This window comes from Gimesia sp. (assembly GCF_048262075.1).
In the GTDB taxonomy this organism is placed as follows: domain Bacteria; phylum Planctomycetota; class Planctomycetia; order Planctomycetales; family Planctomycetaceae; genus Gimesia.
Genome location: NZ_JBLXFK010000001.1, coordinates 159,856 through 178,929, shown reverse-complemented (window position 1 = coordinate 178,929; position 19,074 = coordinate 159,856). Strand labels below are relative to the sequence as shown.

Here is a 19,074-nt window from a genome sequence, read left to right as displayed (position 1 = left end):
AGAAGTAGAAAGGGACCATTTTGTTAACCCATTCGTGTCTCAAACCCGCTGTTACGCAAGGGAAAATGGTGAACGAGCAGTAGTAGATGAAGTGTGTCGAAAACATTTCCTGGTAATCCAAGGGACTTTTATAGGGTATTAATCAACAGTGACGCCGATTTGTCAGTAGCTGATAAAAAAGACACGCGCGCGACGCGCAGACAGCAGGATAAGTAACGAATTCAACGCTTCAAGCTGAAAATCGGGAACAGGATGTGGCAAACAGTCAGTTGACTGAAAAACAGGTTTTAGTTTGCTTCGCTGGGGCAACTTCGCTATCATATCAATGACAGTTTATGTTGATTCGATGGTGCTGCGGATCAGAGTTCCCAGGGAAGAGATACTATGCTGACGATTCTTGGCAAACCGACCAGAAAGAACAGCCATTTCTGTGATGGCGTTTCCCGCCGCAGCTTTTTGAAAATTGGTGGCATGGCGCTTGGCGGTATTTCATTACCCGATGTGCTGAGAGCGGAAACAGAGAACCAGTCAGGCAGTAATCACAAAGCCATCATCAATATCTATCTACCCGGCGGTCCCTCGCATATCGACCTGTGGGATCCTAAACCGGACGCCCCGAAAGAGATTCGTGGGGAATTCAGCCCGATTAAAACCAATGTGCCCGGTATCGAAATCTGTGAGCTGTTTCCGCGCATGGCCACGATGATGGATCGGTTTATTCCTGTCCGAACGATTTCAGACGCAGATGGCAGACACGATGCTTATCAATGTATGACAGGACGCAAATTTGGTAGTCGTCAGCCTCCTGGTGGCTGGCCGGCAGCAGGCGCATTTGTTTCCAAGCTACAGGGGCCAGTCAATTCCGCAGTTCCTGCAAATGTCGCCTTGATGTATAAGACGGGAAACGGAACCTGGGGTGAACCCGGCACGGGTGGCTTCCTTGGCGTTCAGCATTCCCCGTTCAATCTCGTAGGTCGCAAGGCCCGCAGTTCGCCTGAGAATATGGTTTTGCAGGGTATCACACTCGAAAGACTGCGTGACCGTGTCAAATTACAACAGGCATTTGATACGTTTCGTCGCGAAGCGGATACTTCAGGTCTGATGGAAAGCATGGATGTTTATTCTGAGCAGGCCATGAATATTTTGACCACATCCAAGCTGGCGGACGCCTTGGACCTGTCGAAAGAGGATCCTCAGATATTGGCTCGTTATGGGAAGAGTGTTGAAACCTTCCAGCGTGACGGTGCGCCCCCCATGATTGAAAACTTCTGCCTGGCGCGACGCCTGGTCGAAGCAGGAGCCCGGTTTGTTTCGCTGAATTACAGTCGCTGGGACTGGCATGGTCCGGATGGAATGAACTTCCCCAAATCGCGTGAAGAGTTTCCATTGTTGGATCAAGGATTGTCTGCGCTGGTGACGGACCTGCATGAACGGGGGCTCGACAAAGATGTGTCTGTCGTGGTCTGGGGAGAGTTCGGACGCACGCCCAAGATTAATCAGAATAATAGCCGTGATCACTGGCCTAAAGTCTCTTGTGCCATGCTGGCGGGCGGCGGAATGCGAAGCGGACAGGTCATTGGTAAAACCAACCGAAAAGGCGAATACGCCAGTGATCGCCCCGTAAAGTTCCAGGAAGTCTTCGCCACTCTCTACCAGAAGGCGGGACTGGATCTGAATGGAACGCGAATCTTTGACACCAGCGGTACTCCTCAATACCTGGTGGACCAGGGCATCGAGCCAATGCGGGAAGTGATCTAGACTGCGTCCAGTTTTCCCCAGAGTACTCCTGGAGATCCTGAGACTCTTCGTTCGAGGCTATTTCACAAAAGAGATCAGCGCCTTAGGTCGTACTTTTAAGGTCTCTGATTGCGGATCGACTCCGGTTGCGATAAACACTTTCTGTCCAATTAGAGTTTAACGCGACCCGGTGCTTCCTCTGGTTCTTCATCAAAGGAAGTGGGAGGGCGGAAGGGGTTCTGTTCGGGCAGAGGAGTCGAGTCATTCGCAGGAAAAGTTTCTGCCTCGCCGAATCCGACGTTTGCTGGCTTCCACTGTGGCACTGATTCTGCTGGTACTGACCAGTTTGGTTCTGCCCGTTCTGCAATGCGGGAATCAATTCGCATGGGACGCGTCTCTTGCAGAGATGCCTGCTGGGAAGGCAGGTGTGCTCCCAGATCCAGAACCGGATAGCCCGGATATTGTGGTACTTCCCAGACCTCGCCGGGCACATTGGCCGGATTGATGTCGATATTTGCCATCGTCATTGTCAAGACAATCCCAGTTTGAGGCCAGTCGAGCTTGATGACGTGTGGCAGAATGGCATTCGTATTACTGCAAGTCCGATATTCGCCAAAGGTTGCCGTGGCGATCCGCTGCCCCTGGCTGTCATACAGGGACTGTTCAATGATGTAACCGGTACAGAGATTGACCACAAGAATTTTTTGAACGAGCTTGCCATTGGGCAACAGGCGATCTGAAATCAATTTGACATTGGGTGAATTCTGACCTTCTTTCTGGATAGAAAGTTCTTTTTCATTCAGGGGTACTACGCGTAATGCTTCGAGTAACCAGTCTGGTTCAAAGGGGATGTTCAACTGAGATCCCATGGATTCATAGTGGTCGTGCCTGAGAGTAAAGACCTGTTTCGGGTCATTGCGTTTGACCCAGAACCAGAAGCGTTCGTGATTTGAGCCGAAATCAACTTCCGCGCCCAAAGGGGAACTGGCACGTAGTCGGAAGCGTTTAGGCTGTTCGACGATTAACATGGCGTTTAAGGCCGGCATCGGCAGCCCGCCTTTTTGACGCGCTTTGATTTTGACAGAAGAAGACTGCCAGCCATAGACGCCCGCCGTCTGGTTATTCAAATGATTAACAATTTGAGTATAAGATGCATTGGGAGGTAGCACACACACAGGAGCCTGCTGAGGCAGGAAAGTACGAACGGAAGCACAAGCGGGAAGGAACATGCCCATGCAGAGCAGAAGTACAAACTTGGGAGCCAGGAAGGGAGTGCGCATCAGTTTCGTAGGTCTGCTGATCTCTGTTCTTCCTTGAACATGCGACATAAGTTTAATCCATCAGCGGGGCGTACCCCTTATTCCCACTCTTCGAGAAATTGTGTATTGAGTTGCTGCTGTAATGCTTCGATCTCAGCTTCTTCGAGGTTCTGGTCCCGGATATCAAAATTTCCTTCGCCATGAGTCCCTGAAAGTTGCAGATATGATGTCTGATCTTCCGATCGTGAACCTTCCAGTTTTAATCGCCGTTTCTGCACTAGAAATAAAGCGAGTACGTATAGAAATTTTTCCTGTACCTGATTAGGGGTTTCATAGAGTTGCTCGAAATATTGCATCAAAGCATCAGGGTCAATTTTTTTAGGGCCAGCAGCCGCTGCTTCCGGGACGTTCAGTTTCCATTCCCCGACAGCCCCTTCTGGTGGACCTGTCCACGCCTCTGCTGAAAAATCCATTCTGATCAACTGTCCATTTTTATCTATAATTACAGAATGAACCAGTTCACCAGGGACAAAGTCTCTGCCTGTGGAAGAGCAGGATTTTCCTAATGGTTTTAAATGATAGTCCATTTAAAAATGCTTATTCTGTAGTTTCAAAACGGATTTTAATATCATGCGGAATGAATATGTACACACGGCGAATCCTAGAGTAATCGCGAATTTACCTCAAGGTGATTCTGGGGAGAATGAAGTATTTCCGACAGTGACATTCAAAATATTTTCGGGCGATAAAGGTAGGTCAGTTAGTGGGTTAGGCTATGTCTGTTTTCACAGGGTTGTCTCAAGAAGCATTTGAATCGACATCTTCGAATGAGAAACAAGTCTGGTTAAAGACAATACGCATTAGGAGCCGGTAAAGAAGCGGCCTGAAGAGCCTCCTTTTTCAACAATGGGGACTTCAATGCGAGCAGCACAACGGGGGCAATGCCCTGTATAGGCAGTCCCTGCATGGTTCTGGTAAATATTGAAATAGACATTACAGCATTTGAAGTGCACCCCGATGGTGGGGCGAGGCTGGTGAGGAGTGGGGCTTTGATCCGCCATCCGATGACTCCAGATACAAAAATAAGCTGAAACGCACGAGGCAGTTTCAGCTTATTTATTAAATTCAACGTAGCAGATCAAGGTGAGTTTTTTGATCTCAAGTCATTTATTTCTGGTGTGCCAGAGCCAGCATCGCGCGAGCGCGGGTTTGATCTTTTTCACGTGCATTACACTGATCAACCCCCACTGCTGTTCGGTTCAATGCTTCCTCAAGCAGTTTTTCAGCCTCGGCAGCATCCAGTTTACTGACGGGGACTGCCTGTTCTGTCAGTACCGAAATGACAGTGCCTTGTACTTGAAGAAAGCCACCATCGACAAAGTATCTACTCTCTGATCCATCGATCGACTCGAAAGAAAGTTCACCATATCCCAGACGACCAACCATCGGCATGCGACCGGGCAGAATTCCGATTTGTCCGTCGTACAGGGTACAGCGCAAACTCTGAATCGGTTGATCCAGCAGAGTCGTTTCCGGAGTGACTAACAACAGGCGAAATTCTTGAGCCATTGGTGCTCTAACCACATCTAAAACAGGATTGCATTAAAACCTGTGACTGAAAAAGTATTCACAGTCACAGAGATGTCGAATGACGATATGACCGAAAACTATTCAGCCATTCTCTTGGCTTGTTCTTCCGCTTCTTCAACAGAACCGACATACATGAAGGCGGATTCAGGAAGATGGTCCCATTTACCGGCACAGATTTCTTCAAAGCTGCGAATGGTATCTTCCAGCGGTGTAATTTTACCAGCCTTACCTGTGAAGACTTCCGCCACGAGGAACGGTTGTGACAGGAAGCGTTCGATACGACGGGCACGATGCACGATCAGTTTGTCTTCTTCGCTCAATTCGTCAACACCCAGAATCGCGATGATGTCCTGCAATTCGCGATATCGCTGAAGAGTCTGCTGAACTTCGCGGGCCACCCGGTAGTGACGTTCACCCACATATTGAGGATCGAGAATACGACTGGAAGAAGCCAGTGGATCGATCGCGGGATAAATCCCTTTTTCTGAAATCTTTCGTTCCAGATAAATGAAGGCGTCCAGGTGGGAGAATGCAGTTGCTGGAGCAGGGTCGGTCGGGTCGTCTGCAGGTACATACACAGCCTGCACACTGGTGATCGCCCCGTTCTTGGTAGATGTAATACGTTCCTGGAGTTCACCCAGTTCTGTACCCAGGGTAGGCTGATATCCTACAGCTGAAGGCATACGTCCCAGCAACGCAGACACTTCACTACCAGCCTGTGAGAACCGGAAGATATTGTCGACGAAGAGCAGGGTGTCAGTACCGGTAGTATCACGGAACCATTCCGCCATCGTTAATGCGGACAGAGCGACACGCAGACGAGCTCCTGGAGGCTCGTTCATTTGACCGAACACCATACAGGTCTGTTCAATCACGGAGCGGTCAGTCTGGCCGATTTTTGTATCCTGCATTTCGAGCCAGAGGTCGTTTCCTTCACGGGTTCGCTCACCCACACCAGCGAATACAGAGTAACCCCCGTGTGCACTGGCGATACGTGCGATTAACTCGGTCAGAATCACGGTTTTCCCGAGACCAGCCCCACCAAACAGACCGGCTTTACCACCACGAACAAAGGGGGTCAGCAGGTCAACCACTTTAATCCCGGTTTCGAAGAGTTCAGTTTTCGCACTCAGGTTTTCCAGCAATGGTGGCTTACGGTGAATAGGCCAGCGTTCGTCAGTTTCAACTTCACCACGACCATCGACGGGGTCACCCAGCAGGTTAAATACGCGTCCCAGGGTCCCTTTACCAACGGGAACAGATACAGGAGATCCCGTGTCGATAACGTCCATGCCGCGGACCATACCATCAGTCGACGCCAAAGCCACACAGCGGACACGCCCACCACCCAGGTGTTGTTGAACTTCGCCGGTGACGTTGATCTCAACACCTTTATTACTCGTTTTCACAGTCAAAGCGTTGTAGATTTCCGGCAGCTGATTCTCAGGAAATTCAGCGTCAAATGTAGAGCCAATGATCTGAGTGATTTTTCCAACTGTATGTGTTGTGCTGGCTTCGGTTGTCGCCATTGATATGTCTCTGCTTTCTGATATTGATCAATCTGTAAAAAACCATAAAGTGCCCACGTAAGGCATGACAGAAATTACTCCAAGGCAGCGGCACCACCAATAATTTCGAGGATTTCCGAGGTAATCTGTGACTGTCGTGCCCGGTTGTATTGAGCCGAGAGTGAGCCGACCATTTCGTTGGCGTTCTCTGTAGCCCCTTTCATTGCAACCATACGGGCAATCTGTTCGCTGACTGCTGCATCCAGAAAGGATTTAAATAAACGGGCTTTAAATGCTGTCGGGACGATCTCTTCCAGAATTTCCTGGGCTGAGGGCAGAAATTCGTAGTCATATTTTTGAGTTGCTGGAGTCTCTTCCGCAGTTTCCAGTGCACCAATTGGCAGCAGGGAGTGTACTGCAGGTTGTTGTCGAGAAGACGAAATAAATTCCGTATACGCGACATCCAGTCGATCAATCTTGCCTTCAATATATTCTGTAATATACCGACTGGCGAGTTCGTCGACTTCTTCGAAAGTTGGACGGTCTTCGAAGTGAGTGTAGGAGTGGGAAGGCTCAATTCCCTGAAATTTCAGGAAACTGATTCCCCGCTTACCGGATATTTCCAGTCTCACATTTTGACCGGCGGCAGTCAGTTCTTTATGGCGTTTTAAAGCCGCTTTCAATACGCCTGAGTTATAACCGCCACACAATCCACGATTGGAAGTTAACACAAGCAGAACAGTATTTTTTTCTGTCTCATGTTTCTCCAGCAGTGGGTGATGAAACTCCAGATTTGCCTGGGACAGATCTGAAACAAGCTCAGAAATCTTTTTGGTATAAGCAGCAGCCTCCGAGGCACGATCCATGGCTTTTTTGAATCGCGCGGTGGCGATCAGTTCCATAGTCCGTGTAATCTTACGGATGTTTTTTACCGCTTTTAATCGTTTAACGATGGCACGTGCTTTGGCCATTAGATTCTGAACCCGTTTTAGATTATCTGTTCAAACAATGAATTCGAAAGTTGACTACGCGTTTTTTCGTTGAAACTGTTCAACAAAAGTTTTCAATACCGTTTTCAACTGTTCGATCGTGTCGTCTTCCAGTTTACCTGTCTCAGTGATCTTATCGGTGATTTCCGGATATTGATCATGGATAAACTGCAGCATTTCTGATTCTGCCTGCTGTACCTGATTGATAGGTACAGTATCGAAGAATCCTTTAGTACCAGCATACAGACTGACAACCTGATCGGCCATCGACATGGGATTGAACTGCGGCTGTTTCAGCAGTTCGACCATGCGATATCCACGATCCAGTTGGGCCTGAGTCGCTTTATCCAGCTCCGTACCCATCTGGGCGAATGCTTCCAGTTCGCGGAAAGCAGCCAGGTCCAGACGAAGACTACCGGATACGCTCTTCGTAGCTTTGGTCTGAGCATTACCACCCACGCGGGAAACACTGATCCCCACGTTAATCGCAGGGCGAATCCCGGCGAAGAACAGGTCTGGTTCCAGATAGATCTGACCATCGGTAATCGAAATCACGTTGGTAGGAATGTAAGCCGATACTTCCCCTTCCAGCGTTTCGATGATCGGCAGGGCAGTCATTGAGCCACCACCCAGTTCGTCACTCAAGCGAGCAGAACGTTCGAGTAGACGGCTATGACAGTAGAATACGTCTCCAGGATACGCTTCACGTCCGGGAGGACGTCGCATCAACAGTGACAACTGGCGGTATGCCTGAGCCTGTTTGGAAAGGTCATCATAAACAACCAGTGTGTGTTTACCCTGATACATATAATGTTCTGCAATCGCAGCACCAGCATACGGTGCAATGTACTGCAAAGGAGCAGGGTCACTGGAAGAGGCACTGACGACAACGGTGTAATCCATTGCGCCATGTTCCTGGAGTTGATTAACTATGCCGGCAATGGTTGCGGCACGTTGTCCGCAACCGACATAAACGCAGATGACATCTTTACCTTTCTGGTTCAGAATGGTATCGATGGCAATCGCGGTTTTTCCTGTCTTACGGTCACCAATAATCAACTCGCGTTGACCTCGACCGACAGGTGTCATGGCGTCAATCGCCTTGATACCGGTAGCCAGAGGCTGTTTCACAGGCTGCCTGGCAGCAACACCAGGTGCCGCTACTTCCAGGGGGCGGGATTCCGTTGCCACAATGGGACCTTTTCCATCAAGTGGAACTCCCAATGGGTCAACAACCCGTCCCAGCAGTTCATCACCCACGGGGATGGAAAGCAGGGTACCTGTACTGCGAACCTCATCACCTTCAGCGATTGCCAGATAATCACCAAAGATAATAATACCAACCGAGTTTTCTTCGAGGTTGAAGACCTGTCCACGCACCCCATTCGAAAACTCTACCATTTCACCAGACATCGCAGAAGAAAGTCCGTAAACGCGTGCGATACCATCGCCCACTTCCAGGACCCGTCCTACTTCGCTGGTCTCAATTTCGCCGCGAAAGTCTTCAATTTCCTTCTGGATAACTGAAGCGATCTCGTCCGCTTTGAATTTCATGAATGCTCCTATTGCTCAACCGCCCGCGTAACTGTTTGAGACGCGTACGAAGAGAACCATCATATACTGTGTCATCAACCTGAATCACCAGACCACCGATAACAGACTGGTCTATAGATGTTTGTAGTACTGGAGAAAAACCCAGTGTGTCACTCAAGCGTTGTTTAATACTCGCTAAGATTTCATCCGTCAGCTCAAAAGCGGAGCGAACGATTACCGTTTTCTTACCAGATTCGGTATCACGCAGCTTAATTACCTGAGACATGATCTGCTCAAACAGTTCCAGGCGGTCATGCCGGGCCAGAACTCTGAGGAAATTAGTCAACAGCTCAGAAGCATGCGGGGCAATCGCACGATCAATCAGACTTAACCGTTCATATTTATTCAGAGAATGCGATGTCAGGATCTGTCCGAAGTCCGGGAACTGAGTGGTCACCGCGTTCAGAAATTCAGAAACCTCTTCGATTGTTGAATCTTTATCAGACTCCTGAATCGCTCCCAGAAATGCTTTGGCATACACCTTGGCAATCGAAATTGCACTGGGGTCTTCCATTACACTGGGAATATGAGCTTTTACTTTTCCCTGATCGTTCACGCGGATCATAACTCACAACTAAAGGATAAATAAATTCAAACAAAACAACAGCGTTTGAATAAGTCGTTATTACTCTAAATCAGTTGGAACTGCCTGATATCTGAGACAGCGCCTCGTTAATCAGCCGGTCACGATCTGATTCATTCAGAGCACGTCCGAGGACCTGCTCTGTAGCATCAATCACGCGTCCATTCATCTGGTCGAACAGATCTTTCAGAGCCAGTTCACGTGCTCGTTCAATTTCGTCAACAGCGTGAGTTTTAATGGACTCTGCTTCCTGACGAGCCTGTTCGAGAATGTCCTGCTTGATACGATCTGCATCTGATCGAGCTTCGACCATCATTGCCTGGATCTCATCCTGAGCCGCCTCGATTTTACGTGCGTGTTCTTTAACTAATTCTTCCGACTCTTTCTGCTTGGATTCTGCCGTATTGATGGCAGTAATCACTCGCAATTCCCGTTCATCTAATGCCTGAATCAATGGCCCCCAGGCAAATGCCCTGAGGACAAAGATGAAGACGACAAACACGATGAGCGACCACAGTGCCAAGTCTGTTTTCCAGCCCAGAGGTGGCCCTGATGCATGCTCAGTTCCTTCGGCCGCATACAGTGATGCATCTAAGCCAAGCAATCCACTGCCCAGAATCACGCCGCTGACAATCATCAGCATGATAAGGCACCGGCTTGTAAAAAGACTTTTTAACATGATCAGAATTTCTCACATTGAAGTCGAAAGTAACAGTTGGTAACTCGCACGCTCACAATAGAGTGCGGCTTGTCCTGTAAGTTCGTAATACTTTAAGTACAATTAAGACATGCAGATGATAAGTGCGAAGAATGTAGCACCTTCGATCAACGCTGCTGCAATAATCATTGCTGTCTGGATTTTACCACCAGCTTCTGGCTGGCGAGCAATCGCTTCTACAGCAGAAGCACCGATTTTACCAATGCCGAATCCAGCACCGATAATGGTAATGCCTGCACCGAGAGCACCCAGTGAAATTCCGCCACCAGCTTCTTGCGCCATTGCAGGAACAGCTGTGGCCAATACAACAACACATGTCATGTACATAATCCGTAAAGCCTGGATCATTGTTTTTATCCCCTGACCTTTCTCAACGAGGAACACTCAAACGAAATATACTAAGCAAGTCTGTCAGCAGGAGAGCTGAACCTCTAGTGAGGATTGACAGCAGCACCAATAAACAGAGTTGCAAGAAACGCAAAAACATATGCCTGCAGGAACGCAACAAACAGTTCCAACAGACCAACTAATATCTGGGCAATGATGCTCGAAGGCATCACGATGGCCCACATACCGGAATCGGCAGTCATGGCAATAAAACCCAGAAAGACCGCAATCACTGTATGACCAGCCATAATATTGGCAAACAATCGAATTGCCAGTACCGCATGTTTAATTAAAAAGCCAGCCAGTTCAATCACCCAGATCATCGGGAGTAAAACGACTTTGAGAGCAAAAGGCAATTCCATTGAAGGAGCCAGTGACAGCCAGAACTGAATGGGCCCCTGTTCCCGCGAACCGTAGATAACAACAGCACAGAATGTCGTGAATGCCAATGCCATTGTTACATTTAATTCACCGGTTGCCGAACCCAGCCAGGGAAAGACACCCAATAAATTGCAGATTAAGACATAGAAGAAACAGGAGAGCACAAAAGGCAGATATTTATCAGCAGGATGGCCTACTTTAGGTCCATGGTGATGTCCGTGTCCATGCCCATCATCATGATGACCCTCGCCGATGGTAGGGCGGACGACCTCATCACGCATGTAGATGACAATTGATTCCCAGAAGTTCCACCAGCGTCCTGTCACAACCTGCCCACCCGCAGCCCGTTTAGCCAGACCACGAAACACAAAGAACAGGAACGTAACAGCAACTAACTGCAGGAGCATGAACTTCGTGAGCTGCAATCCGAAGATCTGGGGCAATTGAATATGCATTTCCCAGGGGAGTTCGAAGTGCGGTATGTCGCGAACGTGATGGAATTTATCATCGTGACCAGCGGCCATTGTTTAAGCTCGATTCAAAATTATTTCTGATTAAAACATCGTTAACTAGAAACAGCTTCGGCAGGTTACCGAATGATCAACAAGGTTTCAACCAATAGAGAAGCAAAGTAACAAATCAGTAACCAAATCAGGAAATTCAAAAACTCTGCGGATCCAAAATCAGTTCGCAGCTTGATGATTATTAACGTACCGATGCCGACAATCATCAAGCGGACCAGTGTGGAAACACCCATGACAGCGACAGGCGCTGCATCGCGATATAGAAAACCCGAGATGAGAAACACCAGCATTCCGGGAACTAGACACAAAACAACAGCATATGTCAAACCTTCAACGGCTCGCACGCCCACAAGCAGATATGCGGGAACACTCAGAAGGGCATATAAACCCAGCAGGCTGACAGTGAGAATGCTGCACTGCTTGAGCGGGTTTCTGGTTGGCGTATCTGGCGTTGATTGCATTAGAAGAGCTAATATCGTTGCGATTTATTGATCATCGTGTAATGAGAACTGTGATTTGATTGGATCGGTTTTCCACAGTCATCGACATCAGTTGTTAGTGATCGCTTCATCGGATTCACCCTTTGATCGATCTTTACTCTTTCGTTCTTTACGCTCTGCTTCTTTAGCCATATGCAGTAAATGTGTCATGCCGGTAGCAAAACCGAGCAGGGCACCCACCGCTGTCAGCCATGGGGAAGTATCCCATTTTTTATCGAGCCAATGTCCCAGGAAAGCAGGCAGTGCCATCTCCAGACTCACCGATGTCAATTTACTGACCCATTGATGGGCTTCCGCTAATGACGAGCGAGTCTGCCGATCTGGTCGCGGCATGGCGGCTGCTTTCAGAAATGAAGCATTAACGCGAAAAACGTGACAGTGCTGTCTGTCCGCTTAATTCAAGCAAACAGAGTCTGTCCGCTTAATTCAAGCAAACAGAATAGAGACAGACTCTAAAGGCAATGCCCCGGATAGTCAAAGAACTCACCTGTGGAATTATTCGAAAACTTTTTTTCTCAATTATGACACTGCCACTAATCAGGACCTATTAGTCATAGGAATTAAAATCAGACTTAAAGGTCATAGTAACTTGTGTCCCCTGAGGCATATGCCGCAGGATTAAAGACGATTCATGTAATAATCACGGGCTTTGTGGTCTTATCAATTTGTTAACGCCGAAAGGGTGCCACGCTCAATGTGAGATTGGCAGGAAGTGCTTTCTATGAAATTTTGACGAGACTAAAATTATAACTTCAATGACAGTAGTGTGATACGGTGTTGCGCCGGATGTTTCTCTATAAATCAGAATACTCCGATAGTTGCTTTTTGTATTGTATCGTGTTAAAAGTAGAGCCATGTTTCAATAATGATTCATCCGTCAGACTGTCGTAGCTGACAGTGAATCTGGGGCAGACATTCGCCTGAATAATTGGCTTATTCGATTGTGAAACCGATTTTTCGACCTGTTTGAACGTCCATTGTTGTGGCACCAGGATAACTGTAACAGTTATTATCTAACTGGTTATGGTTCCTGAAATTGAGAATAACTACTTAGTGGCTTTCTGTTCTGAGGAGAGTAGCGTCCTGGTCGAAATATAGATTTGACGTTTACATATTGTTCATCACATTACGGTCGTCCGAAATAAAGGACTTTTCATCTCAGGCGACTTGTTGAGTGTGCTGAAACGGGGCAGATGTGCTAAAACTTGAACCTGAGTGTCATGGATGACTAAAGCAAAATTAAGACGCCGACCAGTGTTTTGATTGATATTTGGGAGTCATTCCTAATGTCCCCAACGATTCTAAAGTCCCTCGAGAGTCAAACTCGTCGTGATTTAGCAGCCACTGCAAAATCTCATGGTATTGCCGGTTGGCATGGCATGCGAAAGCAGGAGTTGGTTAAGGCCATTGCCAAGATTAAGATGGCAAAATCCAAACCGAAACGCAAAACAACGACCGCAACACAAAAGACCCCGCCTGCCGAGGCTCACAGACCCGCTTCTGTTCCTGCTTTCCCTTCTCAAAGTGCTTCCAGCCAGACTCCCACAGAGCATCAGGCCCGCATTCAAAAACTGCTCAAATCTAACGGGCACACTTCTCATAGCGATAAAATGCATCCGACTTCTGAGTCGGTTGAAACCAAACTCAATGCACAGGTCAAAGATTCTCACTGGTTATTGGCCAACTGGACGATTACCCAGGGAAGTCTTGATCGGGCGAAAGCAGCATTGGGTGCCTACTGGTATCAGGCGGTCCCGGTGATTCGTGTGTATGATATCACTACGAATGAAAACAGCCGCACCAGTAAAGCTTATGTGAAAGATGTTGAGATCAGAATCGATTCTGGTTTGTGGTATGTTCAGATCGACCAGCCGGCTCGTTCTTACAAACTGCAACTGGGTTTCGTGACTCCTCAGAATAAATTCTTCGGACTGGTTTACTCACATAAGCTGACTCCACCGATGCCTGAAGTCTGCGAAAAAGGAAGTAAAACCAAACGTGCGCTCGACAGTAATTATTCTGCAACACGTTCCCGCCGGTATACTTCACGTAATGAGAATAATGGAACTCCGATTTCCCGACTTTCTCTGCCATTATCATTGGATTCGAATGGCGATTCAAACGGATCGAAGAGCAAGAAGGCCAAAAAAGAGTTTCACGTTGAAACGGAACTGTTGATTCATGGAACTTCAGACCCGCAGGCAGAAGTCACCCTGCTGGGCGAAAAGATCCCTGTCAGCAAAGAAGGACGGTTCGCACTGCGATTGAGTCTACCTAATGGCAGACAGGTCATTCCTGCAGTGAATACGTCGTCCAACAAGCGTCGTCAGCAGACAATTGTGCTGGCAATTGAACGGAACACGAAAGATCTCGAGCCAGTTCAACTGGACGAGTAACGAATTCGCGCTCGCATCGCCAGATGACTGACAGAGAGCGCTTCTCTGTCAGTCGGCGTTTCCGTAATAGACTTCAACCGGTAGCTGCGTCTGTTCGATGACCTTACGGGCGATTTCATCCACTTGTGGGATACTGAGTGAGCTGACATACTCTTCAGCAGTACGCCGCGCGATGGTATAGACCTGCACCAGCTTGATTTTCCCACCAGCTTGAACAATCTGAGTCAACCGTGAACAATAAGCGTCGATCTCTTCGTTTGACGGTGGTTGCTGATTTACCTGCATAAACAGACTCTGGATAACAATGGGGCGTTGTTCAGCTGCCAGTTGCAGATTGTCAAGCACCTGGGAGAAGCGGATTTTGGTTCGATCGATGGTTTTGAAATAGTCTTCCGTACCCGCGTCGAGTTTAGCCCAGATTTCTCCCTGGTTTTCATCGAATATTGCCAGTGCTGCCTGAGTCCCCGCCCGATGAAACATACTGGCATTACTGATCAGTACCATTTTTACGTCAGACGCAGAATGCTTACGCTTCAGCGCTGCAACATCTTTGACGATCTGATCAAAGTTGCGATAAGTGGTCGGCTCCCCGTCTCCTGAAAAAGCGATGTCATTCAGACGTCGTAACTCTGCAGGGACTTCCGAAAACTTCGGATCCTGGTAGAGCTCACCACTGAGCACAAACTTCAACATGTGATCCAGCTCCTGAATCAACTGTTCTGTACCAACAAAGCGAGTTTCTGATTCTTCCCGGCGATCAACCTGACAGTAGATACAGTCGAAGTTGCAGATCTTATCGGGATTCAGATTGATCCCGATTGAAATCCCCCTGCTGCGGCGGGAAAGCACCGGGTAGACAAACTTATTATCATGATAAGTTCGTTGATGCTGTGAGTGCAGAGGCAGTGATGAAGACATGTCGTGTTTCCCATTTTTCCCATTGAATGAAAGGATAGCTCTCTTTTTTATATGACTGCCCCGCCATAAAGACAAGTCGATCGGAAAATGTTATCACTTGGATGAGAGGGATTCCGTCAATAAAAAAACGTGGTAGAAACTTCATAAGCTTCTACCACGTTTCCAGTTATGAGTTTTATTCGCGATTATACTTCTTTGGAATCAATCCAGCTCATCATGCTGCGGAGTTCTTTTCCAACGGCTTCAATCGGATGCTGTCGATTCAGACGGCGAATGGCTTTGAAGGAAGCCTGGTTCGCTTTATTTTCCAGTAACCAGTTTTTCGCAAATTCACCAGTCTGGATTTCAGTCAGGATTTTCTTCATTTCCTGGCGCGTTTCGTCTGTGATGATCCGGGGACCACTGGAGTAGTCGCCGTACTCTGCAGTGTTAGAAACACTGTATCGCATGTAGTTTAAACCACCTTCGTAGAACAGATCGACGATCAGTTTCAGCTCATGCATACATTCGAAATAAGCCATTTCCGGCTGGTATCCCGCTTCCACCAGGGTGTCAAAACCGGCTTTCACCAGTTCGCTGACACCGCCACACAGTACGACCTGCTCTCCGAAGAGATCGGTTTCTGTTTCTTCGGCGAAGGAAGTTTCAATCACACCACCACGTGTACCACCAATCCCCTTAGCGTAAGCTAAAGCGAGCTGACGGGTACTTTCAGCAGCACCATCGACCAGGGCAATCAGAGAAGGAACCCCGCCACCTTTGACGTATTCGCTTCGTACAAGATGCCCAGGGCCTTTGGGGGCAACCAGAGCTGCATCGACACCAACTGGTGGAACAACCTGATTAAAATGAATGTTGAATCCATGTGAGCAAAGCAGCAGATTTCCTTTGCTGAGGTTCGGCAGGATTTCCGTTTTATACAGGTCACCCTGAACTTCGTCGGGCAGCAGAATGTTGACCAGGTCACCTTGTTTGGTTGCTTCTGCGATGGAGACCGGTTCGAAACCATGGCTGACGGCCAGATCGTAGTTCTCGCTGCCCTTACGCTGCCCGATAATGACATTGCAGCCACTGTCGCGAAGGTTTTGCGCCTGTGCATGCCCCTGGCTTCCGTAGCCAAGAATGGCAATTGTCTTGTCTTTCAACAAGGACAAATCTGCGTCGTCATCGTAATAAATTGTTACTGCCATAATCCTGATCTCTTGTAATTTTCATGTAAGGCTGAGAGAAGCAGAACCGGATCTACTTCTATGGGAACTTGGACAGTCAGCCGTTATCTAGTCGCTGAGAATAAGAAACAACATTCTGCCCGGAGAGAACAAAGCAACCGTAATTTACAGTTCGCATTGTTAGTTCTGGTGGATTATTAAACTGTTTCCACAGTCTCTGAATCCACGTCTGCTTTCACTGTTTCTGAGCGTAACAGGGCGATTCTCCCTGTACGTACGATCTCCAGTATTCCAAACGGTCGCATAACATCAATGAATGCATTGATTTTAGATTCTTGACCGGAGATTTCGATCATCACGTTTTCAGTGCTCACGTCAACGATTTTCGCACGGAAAATGTCGACTAATTCACGAATTTCTGAGCGTGTTTTGCCAGGTGCTGACACTTTCATCAACATCAGGTCACGTTCCACAAAATCCTGACCGGAAAAGTCAACTACTTTCACAACAGTCACCAGTTTTTCCAGCTGTTTTCTGACCTGGTCAAGTTTGTTGTAATCGCCTACGACGAAAGTGATTCGGGAAAATTCAGGTTCTTCGGTCTCACCGACGGCCAGACTCTCGATATTGAAGGCGCGCGAAGCGAGCATACCGGAAATATGGGCCAGGACCCCTGGTTGGTTCATGACAAGAGCAGAAAGAACGTGTTTCATCCCAAAACCTTAATTCGTATTCATTCAGTTACAAAAGTATCGTGAAATCGATAGCAGCCCACAGTTTAATCAGGAAGCAAGGTCGCGACAAGTCACGTCACTAATATCTCAGATTTCTACCTTGATGATCAGTTCGATTGGACCGATTATGCTGCTACCGTACTGCCAACACAGACAGTTTTCGGACAGACCGGGTTCATCGCCTGCCAAACATCACGGTAGTTTAGTCCCGTTTTTTGTTCATTTAGGGATTCCTGAAGTTTTGACAGCCGGACATGACTCTGTTTTAATTGTTAAACGCCGTACTTCTGATATTAAACTTTAAGCATTGAATCGAGAGCAGGGATGACTCAAAACTGGCGTTTTGCCCCCCATGACCAATCACAGGTACGCCGCCTCAGTTCCGAAATGCGAATTTCGCCACTGTTGGCCCAGGTTTTGATTGCCCGGGGACTGCAGGATGCTGCCGCGGCCCGGAGTTTTATCGATGCCCGGATGACCGAGTTACTCGAACCTTGTTCGATGCCTGGCGTCGAATCCGCTTCAGATCGGATTGTTGCCGCTTTGAAGGATAAACGCCGGATCACCATTTATGGTGACTACGATGTGGATGGGATGACGGCCACCAGTATTCTTCTCCAATGCATCACGCTGGCACAGGGGCAGTGTGATTATTTTATTCCCAATCGCCTGGATGACGGGTATGGTTTGAACTGTGATGCAATTCGGCAGTTGCACGAGGAAGACCCGCAGCGATTGCTGATCACTGTCGACTGTGGAATCACCAGTGTTAAGGAAGCGGCACTCGCACGGGAGCTGGGACTGGAATTAATTATTACCGATCACCACCAGATGGATGAAGAACTACCTGCAGCTGATTGCCTGGTGCATCCGCGTTTGCCCGGCAGTGATTATGGATTTCCCCATCTATGCGGGGCGGGTGTTGCTTTAAAACTGGCCTGGGCAGTCTGTCAGAAACTGGGGGATGGTCAGAAAGCATCTCCGCAGATGCGCGAATATCTCAAGTGCGCCGTCGGACTGGCGGCCATTGGTACAATCGCCGATGTAGTACCTCTCGTAGGCGAGAACAGAATCCTGGTTCGCTACGGTCTGAGTGCACTGGCAGAACGTGCTCCACTGGGCTTGCAGGAGCTGATGAAAGTCGCAGAGATTAAAGCCGGTCAAATGCTTGATACCGAAGACATCGGTTTTGCAATTGCACCTCGTCTGAATGCAGCAGGCCGCCTGGGACAGGCCCGTCTGGCTGTCGAACTCTTGACCACTAATAATCAGGATCGTGCCTCTCAGTTGGCAGCTTATCTTGATGAGCTCAATAAAAATCGTCGAACCGTTGAACGGCGAATTTTTAAACAGGCCAAAGAGATGGTCGAAGAAAATTCTGCGTGGGAAGATCATCAGACCCTTGTGCTGGCACATGCAGACTGGCATCCGGGAGTGATTGGAATTGTAGCGAATCGGGTTTCGGAGCATTTTGAAAAACCAACGGTGCTGATTGCCCTGGATACCGCCACGCGAACCGGGCAGGGCTCCGCCCGATCCTTTGCCGGGTTTGATCTCCACGCCGGCTTTTCTTCCTGTGCCACTCATCTGGCGCGGTTTGGAGGCCATCAGGCTGCGGCAGGACTCAAAATCGAAGAAGACAAAATCGAAGATTTTCGTCAAGCGTTTGCAGAATATGCTGTTGATGCACCAAAGCTTTCTGACGACGAACTGCTCGTACGCATTGATGCGGAGGTCTGCCTGAATGAAATCACCAAACAGGCGGTACGTGAACTGGACTGCCTGGGACCCTTTGGTCAGGAGAACCCCCGACCTCAATTTGTGGCAACACGCGTGCAACTGGCTGAACCGCCACGGACCATGGGTGAGGGGGGACGTCACCTCTCACTGGTCTTTCAGCAGCACAATACCAAAATTCGTGCCATTGCCTTTGGTAAAGGGGAGTGGGCCAGCCAGATGGATGAAGATGGTGGCCCCTTTTCTATCAGCTTCGCCCCCGGCATCAATCGTTTTCGCGGTTTCGAAAGTGTGCAGTTGCAGTTAAAAGACTGGGTTTCTGAAAAATCAGAAGCACCTGTATCATCTTGA

The 19,074-nt window shown here is 48.3% G+C and carries 19 protein-coding genes; 3 read left to right on the top strand and 16 right to left on the bottom strand.

The features are described from left to right. The first annotated feature begins 384 nt into the window (after nt 1–384). Nucleotides 385–1,758 (top strand): DUF1501 domain-containing protein, encoded by a 1,374-nt coding sequence (locus ACN0YH_RS00700; RefSeq protein WP_417377634.1) that lies wholly within the window; start codon nt 385–387, stop codon nt 1,756–1,758. Between the two features lie 149 nt (nt 1,759–1,907). Here ACN0YH_RS00700 and ACN0YH_RS00695 read toward each other — a convergent pair whose 3' ends face one another. From ACN0YH_RS00695 to ACN0YH_RS00635, 13 genes are all read right to left on the bottom strand, one after another. Then, nucleotides 1,908–3,065, bottom strand: a complete 1,158-nt coding sequence (locus ACN0YH_RS00695; protein WP_417377633.1) for a hypothetical protein — start codon at nt 3,063–3,065, stop codon at nt 1,908–1,910. A gap of 29 nt (nt 3,066–3,094) precedes the next feature. Then, complete coding sequence (locus tag ACN0YH_RS00690) at nt 3,095–3,469, bottom strand: hypothetical protein (RefSeq protein WP_417377632.1); 375 nt, start codon at nt 3,467–3,469, stop codon at nt 3,095–3,097. A 387-nt stretch (nt 3,470–3,856) separates the two neighbouring features. Beyond that, complete coding sequence (locus ACN0YH_RS00685) at nt 3,857–4,057, bottom strand: hypothetical protein (RefSeq protein WP_417377631.1); 201 nt, start codon at nt 4,055–4,057, stop codon at nt 3,857–3,859. 106 nt (nt 4,058–4,163) lie between these two features. Further along, nucleotides 4,164–4,565 (bottom strand): FoF1 ATP synthase subunit delta/epsilon, encoded by a 402-nt coding sequence (locus tag ACN0YH_RS00680; protein ID WP_417377630.1) that lies wholly within the window; start codon nt 4,563–4,565, stop codon nt 4,164–4,166. A 98-nt stretch (nt 4,566–4,663) separates the two neighbouring features. Then, the gene (gene atpD, locus ACN0YH_RS00675) at nt 4,664–6,115 is read right to left on the bottom strand and encodes a F0F1 ATP synthase subunit beta (protein WP_417377629.1); all 1,452 of its coding nucleotides are present in this window, start codon (nt 6,113–6,115) and stop codon (nt 4,664–4,666) included. 74 nt (nt 6,116–6,189) lie between these two features. Further along, entirely contained in the window at nt 6,190–7,065 is an 876-nt protein-coding gene (gene atpG / locus ACN0YH_RS00670) for an ATP synthase F1 subunit gamma (protein WP_417377628.1), read from the bottom strand. A gap of 54 nt (nt 7,066–7,119) precedes the next feature. Further along, nucleotides 7,120–8,637, bottom strand: coding sequence for a F0F1 ATP synthase subunit alpha (gene atpA / locus ACN0YH_RS00665; protein WP_417377627.1), 1,518 nt, complete (start codon nt 8,635–8,637; stop codon nt 7,120–7,122). After that, entirely contained in the window at nt 8,588–9,241 is a 654-nt protein-coding gene (atpH, locus tag ACN0YH_RS00660; protein ID WP_417377626.1) for an ATP synthase F1 subunit delta, read from the bottom strand. The genes atpA and atpH overlap by 50 nt, the downstream gene beginning before the upstream one ends. A 70-nt stretch (nt 9,242–9,311) precedes the next feature. Then, the gene (atpF, locus tag ACN0YH_RS00655) at nt 9,312–9,902 is read right to left on the bottom strand and encodes a F0F1 ATP synthase subunit B (RefSeq protein ID WP_417377625.1); all 591 of its coding nucleotides are present in this window, start codon (nt 9,900–9,902) and stop codon (nt 9,312–9,314) included. 138 nt (nt 9,903–10,040) lie between these two features. After that, a complete protein-coding gene (locus ACN0YH_RS00650) occupies nt 10,041–10,325 on the bottom strand; it encodes an ATP synthase F0 subunit C (protein ID WP_002643745.1) in 285 nt (94 codons plus the stop codon). An 83-nt stretch (nt 10,326–10,408) separates the two neighbouring features. Continuing rightward, complete coding sequence (atpB, locus tag ACN0YH_RS00645) at nt 10,409–11,269, bottom strand: F0F1 ATP synthase subunit A (protein ID WP_417377624.1); 861 nt, start codon at nt 11,267–11,269, stop codon at nt 10,409–10,411. 65 nt (nt 11,270–11,334) lie between these two features. Beyond that, the gene (locus ACN0YH_RS00640) at nt 11,335–11,730 is read right to left on the bottom strand and encodes a hypothetical protein (RefSeq protein ID WP_417377623.1); all 396 of its coding nucleotides are present in this window, start codon (nt 11,728–11,730) and stop codon (nt 11,335–11,337) included. A gap of 87 nt (nt 11,731–11,817) precedes the next feature. Continuing rightward, nucleotides 11,818–12,102 (bottom strand): AtpZ/AtpI family protein, encoded by a 285-nt coding sequence (locus ACN0YH_RS00635; protein WP_417377622.1) that lies wholly within the window; start codon nt 12,100–12,102, stop codon nt 11,818–11,820. Nucleotides 12,103–13,055: 953 nt separating this feature from the next. Here ACN0YH_RS00635 and ACN0YH_RS00630 point away from each other — a divergent pair. After that, a complete protein-coding gene (locus ACN0YH_RS00630) occupies nt 13,056–14,165 on the top strand; it encodes a DUF4912 domain-containing protein (RefSeq protein WP_417377621.1) in 1,110 nt (369 codons plus the stop codon). A gap of 48 nt (nt 14,166–14,213) precedes the next feature. Here ACN0YH_RS00630 and ACN0YH_RS00625 read toward each other — a convergent pair whose 3' ends face one another. The 3 genes from ACN0YH_RS00625 to ilvN form a co-directional block, all read right to left on the bottom strand. Then, nucleotides 14,214–15,083 (bottom strand): radical SAM protein, encoded by an 870-nt coding sequence (locus tag ACN0YH_RS00625; RefSeq protein WP_417377620.1) that lies wholly within the window; start codon nt 15,081–15,083, stop codon nt 14,214–14,216. 185 nt (nt 15,084–15,268) lie between these two features. Beyond that, nucleotides 15,269–16,273, bottom strand: a complete 1,005-nt coding sequence (ilvC, locus tag ACN0YH_RS00620) for a ketol-acid reductoisomerase (protein WP_417377619.1) — start codon at nt 16,271–16,273, stop codon at nt 15,269–15,271. A gap of 176 nt (nt 16,274–16,449) precedes the next feature. Continuing rightward, a complete protein-coding gene (ilvN, locus tag ACN0YH_RS00615; RefSeq protein WP_145224001.1) occupies nt 16,450–16,965 on the bottom strand; it encodes an acetolactate synthase small subunit in 516 nt (171 codons plus the stop codon). Between the two features lie 345 nt (nt 16,966–17,310). On the opposite strand from ilvN, the gene recJ reads away from it, so the two are divergent. Next, nucleotides 17,311–19,074 carry a single-stranded-DNA-specific exonuclease RecJ gene (gene recJ / locus ACN0YH_RS00610; protein WP_417377618.1) on the top strand — a complete coding sequence of 588 codons (1,764 nt, stop codon included), beginning with the start codon at nt 17,311–17,313 and terminating at the stop codon, nt 19,072–19,074.

Coding starts and splice junctions, on each gene's coding strand:
- atpF (WP_417377625.1), bottom strand. CDS start 9,902: ATGCTGATGATTGTCAGCGGCGTGATTCTGGGCAGTGGATTGCTTGGC.
- atpA (WP_417377627.1), bottom strand. CDS start 8,637: ATGAAATTCAAAGCGGACGAGATCGCTTCAGTTATCCAGAAGGAAATT.
- atpH (WP_417377626.1), bottom strand. CDS start 9,241: ATGATCCGCGTGAACGATCAGGGAAAAGTAAAAGCTCATATTCCCAGT.
- ACN0YH_RS00640 (WP_417377623.1), bottom strand. CDS start 11,730: ATGCAATCAACGCCAGATACGCCAACCAGAAACCCGCTCAAGCAGTGC.
- ACN0YH_RS00630 (WP_417377621.1), top strand. CDS start 13,056: ATGTCCCCAACGATTCTAAAGTCCCTCGAGAGTCAAACTCGTCGTGAT.
- ACN0YH_RS00625 (WP_417377620.1), bottom strand. CDS start 15,083: ATGTCTTCATCACTGCCTCTGCACTCACAGCATCAACGAACTTATCAT.
- ACN0YH_RS00690 (WP_417377632.1), bottom strand. CDS start 3,469: ATGGATTTTTCAGCAGAGGCGTGGACAGGTCCACCAGAAGGGGCTGTC.
- atpD (WP_417377629.1), bottom strand. CDS start 6,115: ATGGCGACAACCGAAGCCAGCACAACACATACAGTTGGAAAAATCACT.
- atpG (WP_417377628.1), bottom strand. CDS start 7,065: ATGGCCAAAGCACGTGCCATCGTTAAACGATTAAAAGCGGTAAAAAAC.
- ACN0YH_RS00685 (WP_417377631.1), bottom strand. CDS start 4,057: ATGGCGGATCAAAGCCCCACTCCTCACCAGCCTCGCCCCACCATCGGG.
- ilvC (WP_417377619.1), bottom strand. CDS start 16,273: ATGGCAGTAACAATTTATTACGATGACGACGCAGATTTGTCCTTGTTG.
- ACN0YH_RS00680 (WP_417377630.1), bottom strand. CDS start 4,565: ATGGCTCAAGAATTTCGCCTGTTGTTAGTCACTCCGGAAACGACTCTG.
- ilvN (WP_145224001.1), bottom strand. CDS start 16,965: ATGAAACACGTTCTTTCTGCTCTTGTCATGAACCAACCAGGGGTCCTG.
- ACN0YH_RS00635 (WP_417377622.1), bottom strand. CDS start 12,102: ATGCCGCGACCAGATCGGCAGACTCGCTCGTCATTAGCGGAAGCCCAT.
- ACN0YH_RS00695 (WP_417377633.1), bottom strand. CDS start 3,065: ATGTCGCATGTTCAAGGAAGAACAGAGATCAGCAGACCTACGAAACTG.
- ACN0YH_RS00700 (WP_417377634.1), top strand. CDS start 385: ATGCTGACGATTCTTGGCAAACCGACCAGAAAGAACAGCCATTTCTGT.
- ACN0YH_RS00650 (WP_002643745.1), bottom strand. CDS start 10,325: ATGATCCAGGCTTTACGGATTATGTACATGACATGTGTTGTTGTATTG.
- recJ (WP_417377618.1), top strand. CDS start 17,311: ATGACTCAAAACTGGCGTTTTGCCCCCCATGACCAATCACAGGTACGC.
- atpB (WP_417377624.1), bottom strand. CDS start 11,269: ATGGCCGCTGGTCACGATGATAAATTCCATCACGTTCGCGACATACCG.